The 8,637-nt window shown below is 67.2% G+C and carries 12 protein-coding genes and 2 pseudogenes; 5 read left to right on the top strand and 9 right to left on the bottom strand.

The window, feature by feature from the left end; all coding sequences use genetic code 11:
- Window positions 1-103: 103 nt before the first annotated feature.
- The 5 genes from ACFV4K_RS02280 to ACFV4K_RS02300 all read right to left on the bottom strand — a co-directional run bounded on the left by ACFV4K_RS02280 (window position 104) and on the right by ACFV4K_RS02300 (window position 3,365).
- Window positions 104-304 (bottom strand): DUF5988 family protein, encoded by a 201-nt coding sequence (locus tag ACFV4K_RS02280; RefSeq protein ID WP_379271397.1) that lies wholly within the window; start codon window positions 302-304, stop codon window positions 104-106.
- Between the two features lie 46 nt (window positions 305-350).
- Window positions 351-545, bottom strand: a complete 195-nt coding sequence (locus tag ACFV4K_RS02285) for a DUF1918 domain-containing protein (protein WP_379271398.1) — start codon at window positions 543-545, stop codon at window positions 351-353.
- A 125-nt stretch (window positions 546-670) separates the two neighbouring features.
- The gene (locus ACFV4K_RS02290; protein ID WP_379271400.1) at window positions 671-1,600 is read right to left on the bottom strand and encodes a DUF808 domain-containing protein; all 930 of its coding nucleotides are present in this window, start codon (window positions 1,598-1,600) and stop codon (window positions 671-673) included.
- Between the two features lie 72 nt (window positions 1,601-1,672).
- Window positions 1,673-2,599 carry a patatin-like phospholipase family protein gene (locus ACFV4K_RS02295; RefSeq protein ID WP_379271402.1) on the bottom strand — a complete coding sequence of 309 codons (927 nt, stop codon included), beginning with the start codon at window positions 2,597-2,599 and terminating at the stop codon, window positions 1,673-1,675.
- 151 nt (window positions 2,600-2,750) lie between these two features.
- Window positions 2,751-3,365 (bottom strand): TetR/AcrR family transcriptional regulator, encoded by a 615-nt coding sequence (locus tag ACFV4K_RS02300; RefSeq protein WP_379271403.1) that lies wholly within the window; start codon window positions 3,363-3,365, stop codon window positions 2,751-2,753.
- 189 nt (window positions 3,366-3,554) lie between these two features.
- On the opposite strand from ACFV4K_RS02300, the gene ACFV4K_RS02305 reads away from it, so the two are divergent.
- Window positions 3,555-4,100, top strand: coding sequence for an oxygenase MpaB family protein (locus ACFV4K_RS02305; RefSeq protein ID WP_379271405.1), 546 nt, complete (start codon window positions 3,555-3,557; stop codon window positions 4,098-4,100).
- Here the strand turns inward: ACFV4K_RS02305 and ACFV4K_RS02310 are convergent.
- Both ACFV4K_RS02310 and ACFV4K_RS02315 read right to left on the bottom strand, forming a co-directional pair.
- Window positions 4,097-4,363 (bottom strand): hypothetical protein, encoded by a 267-nt coding sequence (locus ACFV4K_RS02310; protein ID WP_379271406.1) that lies wholly within the window; start codon window positions 4,361-4,363, stop codon window positions 4,097-4,099. The two genes, ACFV4K_RS02305 and ACFV4K_RS02310, sit on opposite strands and share 4 nt — an antisense overlap.
- An 11-nt stretch (window positions 4,364-4,374) precedes the next feature.
- Window positions 4,375-4,518, bottom strand: a pseudogene (locus ACFV4K_RS02315) (SAM-dependent methyltransferase); the annotation flags it as partial.
- Window positions 4,519-4,695: 177 nt separating this feature from the next.
- On the opposite strand from ACFV4K_RS02315, the gene ACFV4K_RS02320 reads away from it, so the two are divergent.
- Window positions 4,696-5,157 (top strand): PaaI family thioesterase, encoded by a 462-nt coding sequence (locus tag ACFV4K_RS02320; RefSeq protein ID WP_379271408.1) that lies wholly within the window; start codon window positions 4,696-4,698, stop codon window positions 5,155-5,157.
- 3 nt (window positions 5,158-5,160) lie between these two features.
- Here the strand turns inward: ACFV4K_RS02320 and ACFV4K_RS02325 are convergent, their stop codons facing one another.
- A complete protein-coding gene (locus ACFV4K_RS02325) occupies window positions 5,161-5,898 on the bottom strand; it encodes a nuclear transport factor 2 family protein (protein ID WP_379271410.1) in 738 nt (245 codons plus the stop codon).
- Window positions 5,899-5,958: 60 nt separating this feature from the next.
- Here ACFV4K_RS02325 and ACFV4K_RS02330 point away from each other — a divergent pair, with 60 nt between their 5' ends.
- The gene (locus ACFV4K_RS02330) at window positions 5,959-6,558 is read left to right on the top strand and encodes a TetR/AcrR family transcriptional regulator (protein WP_379271411.1); all 600 of its coding nucleotides are present in this window, start codon (window positions 5,959-5,961) and stop codon (window positions 6,556-6,558) included.
- Window positions 6,559-6,692: 134 nt separating this feature from the next.
- On the opposite strand, the pseudogene ACFV4K_RS02335 reads toward ACFV4K_RS02330, so the two are convergent.
- Window positions 6,693-7,079 (bottom strand): annotated as a pseudogene (locus ACFV4K_RS02335) (YciI family protein); the annotation flags it as partial.
- 213 nt (window positions 7,080-7,292) lie between these two features.
- Between ACFV4K_RS02335 and ACFV4K_RS02340 the strand changes: the two are divergent.
- Complete coding sequence (locus ACFV4K_RS02340) at window positions 7,293-7,592, top strand: hypothetical protein (RefSeq protein WP_379271412.1); 300 nt, start codon at window positions 7,293-7,295, stop codon at window positions 7,590-7,592.
- Window positions 7,593-7,660: 68 nt separating this feature from the next.
- Complete coding sequence (locus ACFV4K_RS02345) at window positions 7,661-8,395, top strand: SDR family oxidoreductase (RefSeq protein ID WP_379271414.1); 735 nt, start codon at window positions 7,661-7,663, stop codon at window positions 8,393-8,395.
- Window positions 8,396-8,637 lie beyond the last annotated feature (242 nt).

The following is an 8,637-nucleotide window of genomic DNA, read 5'->3' on the forward strand; positions in this document are numbered from 1 at the left end:
CGCCGACCGACATCTGGGCAATCAGCAGAAAGTCAGCTTCCTGGCCTTCAGCCTGTACCGTCGACAGGAAAGTCCTCAGGGAACCGATGGTCGCGGAGTCCCGTTATTCCGCGATCTCGGTTCGTCGGCACCACAGGTATACGGGCAGCCGGCCTTCGGGAGTCTCGATATGTCCGGGAGAGTTCTCGAAATGCTCGTATCCGCCGCGGTGCTGAATCTTCACCTCGTCACCCGGTGGCGGGAGCGGAACGATTCGAGTGGGAAGGTCGGCCGGTCCGCCTTCGAGGAATGCCATCGGGTCCATCACACGCTCCTTCGGTGCTCGACCAGGTCGGCGTCATTCCGTCAGTTCAGTCTCCGGTGCTGATGTGCCGGACGGTGGTGTCGGGTCCCGGACTCATGATGGTCTCGTGCCCGTCGTCGTATCGGACACGGTACGGCGGCGAGCCTTCCTGTCCCAGGACTTCGATGACTTCGGCCGTATGGTCGGGCTGTCCGACGGTCCGGCCGTGAACCAGAAGCTGGTCACCTACGCTGGCTTTCATAACGAACCCCTTTTCGGCGAGTGCTGATCCGGTGTTTGCTTACCCCGATCCGGCCGCGAAGATTCTGGCGAAAACGGCTATAGCTGGAGACTACCGTGGCTGGTCCCCGAAGACTCGTTTCAGCTTCAGTCAGTTCTTTTCCTTGAAGGCAGCACCTGCACGATCAGCACCACGATGGTGCCGACGACGAATCCGATGACCGCCGAGGCGGCCGTGTTCGTCAGCCACGCCATCAGTCCGCCGACGCCGGGCACGGCATCCCGGACGGCCTCCTCGGCGTGGTGCACCCACGAGTACGGCGCGTGCCAGCCGAGTGTGTCGGTGCCGCTGAGCAGAATGTGCCCGCCGACCCAGAGCATCGCGACCGTGCCGATGATCGACAGCGCCGACAGCAGTTTGGGCATTCCCGTCACCAGTCCGCGGCCGAGAGCCTGCACGAACGTCGATGAGCGCTGGGCCAGGGACAGCCCGACATCGTCCATCTTCACGATGACGCCGACGACGCCGTACACCGCGGCGGTGATGACCACGGCGACGATGGCGAGGATGATCAGCCGAGGCACGAACGACTGGTGGGCCACCTCGTTGAGGGCGATCACCATGATCTCGGCGGACAGGATGAAGTCGGTGCGGATGGCGTCCGCGGTCATCGCCTTCTCATCGGCGGCGCCCTCGGTTTCGGTGCCGCGGCTGTCGTGGTGCAGGAACCGGCCCAGCACCTTTTCGGCGCCTTCGAAGCACAGATAGCCGGCGCCGACCATCAGGATCGGCGTGAGCAGCCACGGCGCGAACTGGCTGAGGATCAGGGCCGCCGGAAGAATGAAGACCAGCTTGTTACGCAGCGATCCGATCGCGATCCGCTTGATCATCGGAAGTTCGCGGTCGGCGGTGATGCCGTGCACGTACTGCGGTGTCACGGCGGTGTCGTCGATGACGACACCGGCGGCCTTGGCGGTCGCCCGCCCGGTGGCCGCGCCGATGTCATCCAGGGAAGCAGCCGCGAGCCGGGCCAGCACGGCCACGTCATCGAGGAGTCCGAACAGGCCTGCGCTCATGGCTGGCAGGTTACCGGCCATTCCGTCGGGAACCGTTATTCGGAGATCCCTGCGCCGATCACGGGCGAACCGTCAAGCCTGTCGACCGGTCCGATACCGGACTCGCGACGGGTCAGGGCCCGGTGACTGCCAGCCGGCGTCGATCAAGCGCTGTGCCAGGTCCTCGGCCTGGCGGACACCCGCTCGAAACGCTGCCGGCCAGCTCGCGAGGACGTCCGGATTGATGGCGGCCGAGTTGAATACGTCGATCATGGCCGCGTCGGGGACGAATCGCACGACGGTTCCGGCCGCCGTGGTCGCGAGTTCGGACTGGAGCAGTTGCGGCGGGAATCGGTGTGCCAGCGGTTCGACGACCAGGAGGATGTCGGAGTCCGCGGCGAGGTCGGCGTTGGTGGGGGACCAGACGCCGCCGTCGATGTAGTAGCGGTCCGCCACGACGACGGGCGGGAAGGTTCCCGGGAAGGAACGGCTGGCGGCGACAGCGGTGGCCAGGGGGACACGGCTGCCGCTGTCCCACACCCGGCGTTCACCGGTTGCCGCGTCCAGGACGACGATCCGCAACTTGTCGTCCGGCCAGTCGTTGCCGCCGACCAGCCACTCCATCGGGGCGATATGCGCGGGTAGAGCGGGCTCGACTGTCATTGCGAGACGGCCGATCTCGCGGCGCGCGAACTCGCGATCCAGTGACCGGTCCGCCATCAGTGAGAAAACCTTGGCGATCAGCTCCGGTTTCATCGCGTTCGGCGATTCCGCGCTGCCGGGACGGCGTGGATCGTCGGCGAACGAATCCAGATCCCGCCCCACGATCAGCGCGGCCCCGACGATCGCGCCCGCGGATGTGCCGACGATCGAGTCGGCCGCAGCCAAATCGATTCCCCGGCGGCGCGATTCGGCGGCCAATCCCGCCATCCACGCCGAACCGGGGACACCGCCCCCACCCAGAACAACCGAACGCCGCACGGCCCCATCCGGCATGTGATCGACACTGTGACTCCCCATGCCGCGATCCTAACGACATTCGCCATCGCCGCCGGGCGTTGCGCGAAGCCTGCAGAGCGGCGGTGTCAGTGGGTCGTACGCGATCACCGGCGCGGCCGGCGTGGTCGGCACCGTCGTCCCGCGCCGAGGGCCAAGTCGACAGTTCGGACGCTCAGGTTCCCGCGGCGAGCCAGTCGCCGAACATGTTCGCGGTCTCCTCGATGAGCCGGTCCGGGTCGAGTCCCTCCGGCGGGTGCAGCGCGATCCGCAGGCTGGCGGCCAAGCCCGCGTTCACCATCACGAAAGCGCGGGTATCGAGTTCGTCGTCGGGACGCGGGCCGAGTTGCTGCAGCAGGTAGCCGCGGGTCAGCACCAGCAGCCGACGTTCCAGGCCGCCGAAACCGATACCCGAAACGGTGGCGTCGGCGGCCAGCGCGCGCACCAGGCCCTGTCGGGAGGTCAAGGCGCGCATGACGGCCCGCATGCTGGTCTGCACCGACTCGTGCAGCGGAAGCCCCAGGCTGCCGAGGACCGCTTCGGTGAAGCACTCTTCCAATTCGGTGAGCAGCCGGTTGCGCAGGACATCGACGATCGCGGCCTTGTCTTCGAAATATCGGTACAGCGACCCGATACTGATATGGGCGTGCGCGGCGATGCGATTCGTGGACACATCGGCGACGCCGTGCTCGGCGAAAAGATGAGCGGCGGAGTCGAGAACCCGCTCCTTGGTCTCCCGGGCGCGCTCCTGGCTCGGCTTCTTGCGCCGTACAGACGGGGTTTCAGCCATGAGCACCCCGCCGCCGCAGAAGTGAGTAGAAAGTGAGCACGAGCTCATTTTACGCTGGCCGCATGACCAGGGACAAGGTTCCGGCAACCATCGCGACCCTGATCCGCTTGTTCGAGGAGTTCGAAACCGCCCCCGAATGGCGTCCCGATCAGCATCGGCGACGCGACCCTCACCCTCCTGGCCGGAAGCGTGGTCCCCGGCCTCGGACTGTGGAGCATCGGCCACCAGACCACCATCACCGAAATCGAAGCCACCCTGCACTTCTGGCGCTACGTGGGTCACCTCCTCGGCGTGCAGCCCACCTGGTATCCGCGCAACTTCCAGGAGTCCGTGCAAATCATGTTCGCCGCCTTCGTCAAACGCGCGTACACGGCGGGCGCGGACGGGGAGGAGCTGGTCGAGTCCTACCTCCCGGCCTTCGAGCCGAACCCGGACAGCCCATGGCCCAAGCGAATTCGCGACCACATCAACTACCGAATCCAGATCGGCTACACGGCCTTCTGGCTACCCCCGGCGACCTACGCCCGCCACACCATGCCGCGCCGATTCCCCTGGGTCCTGCACCCGATCCTCCAAGCACCGCTGATATTCGGCGCCGAGACCCTCCGCCGCACCATTCCCGGCCTCGACGCGATCGCCGACGGCGTACAGCGCCACCGCCGAGAACAGTGGTACCGCAAGGAAGTCGGCGACCGCGAAGCCGAGTTCACGCCCGTGGAGGAATTCCGCCGCTAGCGCGCGCGGCCCCCGGATCGAGCGGGAGTCAGACGGACGACGCCGCTGTAGGGCTGGTCGCCGGGCGCCCGCGGGTCCGGCCGCTGGGCTTCGAGTTCCTCGGGGGAGACGGGGAGCGCGAGCCGATCGAAGCGAGCGGCGGCGACGACAATCGACGCGAGATAGGTCGCGTCCCAGCCGAGGTTCTCGAAGTAGGCGACGCCCTCGGCGGGCAGGAACGTCCACGGTGCGCGGCGCAGCAGGCCCTCGTTGCGGTCGCTCATGCGGCCGCCGCGATCTCGCGGCCGATCGGACCGGCCAGGCGGTCGGCCAGCGGGTCGCGGAACAGCGCGTCCGGCCGGGCGGATTCGATGGCGCGGTGCGCGGCCACCCACCGCGCGGTGTGGGACACGTGAGTGACCAGTGGTTGCACCGACATTCGGCTCAACTCCTTCACCCGCCCGATCAGTATCGGGGGTTCCCTCTACATTTATAGAGGATCCAGGTGGGCGCGCGGGTGTGGGTTGTGCCACGCCGGGGAAATCGAGTCCCGCATTGGGTCCAAATTTGACGCTGAATTCAAGTTCGGGTCAGATTGGGGAGGTACGGTACCGGTATGAGCGAGTGGCAGACGGGGAATCCGGAAGTCCTACAGGCCGTGCGGGCGGTGGTCCTCAGCATGCCGGCGGCGAAGCACCTCGGGTTCTCGTTCGGCCGGGTGGCCGCGGGGGAGGCGGAGATCATCCAGCCGTACCGCGCGGAGCTGACCGAGCACAACGGGAACTTTCAAGGCGGGGTGATCGGCTCGCTCGCGGACTTCGCGGGTGGGTCGGCGGCGGGCACCCTGCTGCCGGTCGGGTGGGTGAACATGACCGTCGACTACACGGTCAAACTGCTCGCGCCGGCACGCGGCGAGATGATCGTGGCGCGTGGGCGGGTCGTGAAGCCCGGCAAGGCGATCACGGTCGCGGCGGCCGACGTCTACGGCGTCGACCAGGGCGAGGAGACCTTGTGCGCGACCGCGTTGGTCACCATGCGCAATATCGAACTCCCCGCCGCCGGGAACGCGTCGAAGTGAGAGTCAGCGGGCGCTGCGGCCGAGGGCCGTTGCCGCCCGCGTCGCGAGGGCCGCGCCGCGCATCATCCACCGGAAGGAGCCCGTCTTCGGGCCCGGCAGCAAGCCGGCCGTCTGCACGGCGTCGATCAGGTCGTAGAGGGTTTCGCCCTCGTACATGAGGTGGTCGGTGTTGAAGTGGTAGCGGTCCACGGCGGTGCACTGGACGAAAGCGCCATTGCCGGGGATGGAGACGGCGTCGCCGCCGTACGGGTGCAGTTTCAAGGGCCCGTGGAGATGGCCGCTGCCGTAGTAGCGCACCACTATTCGCACCTCGCCGCCGGGCGTGATGTCGACGAAGGACTGGCCGGGGATGGGGTCGTAGCGCCAGTCGGGGATGGCGTCGAAGAAGGCGAAGTTGTAGGCCACGAACTCGTCCAGGCCGACGATGGTGGCGCCCAGGGTGGTGACGTCCTTGTAGCGGAGGTCGGGCGTGTAGAGCTCGTGGTTGTAGCTCATATCGCGGGCTTGCCAGCTCCACCAGTACTTCTTGGCCCAGTCCAGGGTCCAGGCGATGTCCAGGCCGTGGTCGGCGTAGAACGCGATCTTGTGCTCGTATTCGTCGAACCACCGGGTGGTCATTGCGGTCAGAGCCTGCTCGTCGAGGACTTCGACCGGGGCGGCTCGGTTGCCCAGGATCTTCGGGATCGGTTGGGCCAGGCGGGATTGTGCGAGGGCCTGCTGGAACTGGTGGTCGGTGAACATCGCGACTCCATCGGGAAGCAACTGCTTTCTGAAGCAGATGCTTCCTGATATCGTCTCGGTGTGTCAAGGAGCTATGGCGGACGCAGCACCGACGACCGGGTGGCGGACCGGCGCGTCCGGCTCATCGAGGCCGGGACCGAGATCGTCGGGACGGAAGGCGTTGCCGCACTGGGCATGCGGGCCGTGTGCCGTGCGGCCGGGTTGAGCCAGAAGTTCTTCTACGAGAGCTTCGCCGACATCGACGACCTGCTGCACGCGGTGTACACGGCGGCGCTCGTGCGGCTCGAGGAGGCCATCCGGCCCGCCTTGGGCGCCCGCGATCTGGCCGGGCTGTTCGACGCGGCCGCCCGACTGATGGAGTCCGACCCGCGAATCTGCCGGATCCTGCTGATGGAACCCGTCGCCGACGCCCGCCTGCGCCGGTACGTCCGCGACACCCTTCCGGCCATCACCACCGCCGCGCTCGGGGATCTCGTCGCCGGATCACCCGACGACCCCGCGATCCGGATGCAGTTCTCCGCGCTGTTCGGGGCGATCATCTCCCTGTTCGTGGAGTGGACCGAAGGCAGCCTCCGCACCGACCGGGCCGCCTTCGTCAAGCATGTCTCCACTGTCGCAACACAACTCGTGCCACAGCTCGGAGCCGTCACCCGGTCCTGATCGCGGGCTCAGGAACGCGGCATCCCGCGTGGCCACCACCGTGCCCGAACGTGACCACCTCCGGCGGCGACCGAGTGAACGAGGCGCTGCTGCGTGCGCTCGTCCCCGCGGTGATCGGCGTGCTCGTGCGCCGACTCGTTCAGGAACGGCCGCAGCTCGAGCCACTCGTGGATCGGCTTCCCGCCCGCTCCCGGCGCCGCCGACAGCTCCCCGGCCAGCTCGATCGCCCGCTCGTAGGAGTCCACGTCGATCACCATCCACCCGGCGATCAGATCCTTCGTCTCCGCGAACGGCCCGTCGGTCACCGGCGGCTGCCCCTCCCCGTCGGACCGCACCCACGTCCCGGTCTGCGCCAGCGCCTGCGCGTCCACGAACTCCCCGCTCCGCTCCAGCCGATCCGCGAAGTCCCGCATGTACTGCACATGCGCGGTCACCTCCTCCGGCGTCCACTGGTCCATCGGCACGTCATTGACCGCCGCCGGTGCGCCCCGATAGTGCTTGAGCAGCAGATACTTGGCCATGATGTCTCCCTGGGTTCGCTTCGACCAGCCAGGCCGAATGTGTCTGTCACCCCTGGGACGGAGCCACCCGCCCATTCTCGACACCCACCGCCGACAATTTTCGGAACCAGCCGAAAAGCGTGTCAGCCTCGGCCGGTTGCCCCGTGTTTCGGGGTCGTGCTGGGCTGGGGAGAATCTGGCCCAATGGGGTTCGGCGGTGAAAGGGGGACGGCCATGGTGGTCGGGGTGGAGATCCAGGTCGATGGGGTGACGGTCGAGCAGTACGACCGCGTGATGGGCAGGCTGGGCGCGCCCGCGGGTGGGTCGATGCCGGACGGGGGATTGTTCGGGTGGGTCGCGGCCACGGAGAGCGGGATTCGGATCGCGGAGGTATGGGAATCGGAGGAAGTGTTCCGGCGGTTCTCGGCGGTGCGGTTCGGTGATGCGGCCGGGTGGGTCGGGATTGTCGGGGAGCCGCGGATCAGTTTTCACGAGGTGAATGGATTGCCTCGAACCGGTGAGCGGGGATGTTAGGTCGGGGCTAAGACGGGTTCGGAGAAGCGTCGTGGACCGGGGGTGTTCGCGGCGGTTGGCTGAATGGCATGACGGATAACGGGATTGGGCAGCGGGCTGGGCGTGCGGTTGTAGTCGGGGGTGGGTCGGGAATGGGGTTCGCTATTGCCGATTCGCTGCTCGCGGAGGGGTACGAGGTGGTGATCGTCGGGCGGTCGCAGGAGCGGCTGGCCGATGCGGTGCGGGAGTTGGGGGACGGGAAGGTCAGTGCGGTCGCGGCGGATGTCAGTGACGAGGCGCAGGTTTCGCGGGTGTTCGAGACGGTGGGGACCGTCGATCATGTGATCAGCACCGCGGCGGATGTGGCGGGGGCATATGGCCCGATCGCCACGTTCGATTTCGAGAAGGGGCGCGGATTCATCGAGACGAAATTGATCGGGTCGATGTTGCTGGCGAAGCATGCGCGGCTCAGCGAGAACGGGTCGCTCACTGTTGTTTCCGGTATCGCGGCGTATCGCCCGGCGGCGGGTGGGGCGATGGTGGCGGCGGTGAACGCGGCGCTCGAGGGGCTGGTGCGGGCGCTCGCGGTGGAGTTGGCGCCGGTCCGGGTGAATGCCGTGTCGCCGGGGTGGGTGATGACCGGGATCTGGGAGCGGATGCCGTGGGACGACAAGGAACAGCGGTTGCAGGCCATGGCGGAGAAGCTGCCCGCGCGGCGGCTGGGGAATCCGGAAGATATTGCGGTGGCAGTGGTTTCGCTGCTGAAGAGCACCTTCGTGACCGGCACTGTCCTGCATGTGGACGGCGGTCACCGGCTCGCCTGATCTTCTCCCCACTTCAATGAATACCGCGCACGGGTACTTGCCGCAAGCCCCCGTCGGCGATCCATAATCGTTGGTCCGAGCGGTGCGAGGAAGGGGAATCATGAGCGAGCAGATGGCGCGGCAGGTGGGTCCGGCGGGAATCGATATCGCCTGCTGACCGCCTGATACTCGGCAACACCAGGCCCCGCGCGTTCCCACGTGGAACACGCGGGGCCTTCTCATCTTGTCGTCCCATGCGCTGG

The organism is Nocardia sp. NPDC059764, from assembly GCF_042732555.1.
GTDB lineage: Bacteria > Actinomycetota > Actinomycetes > Mycobacteriales > Mycobacteriaceae > Nocardia.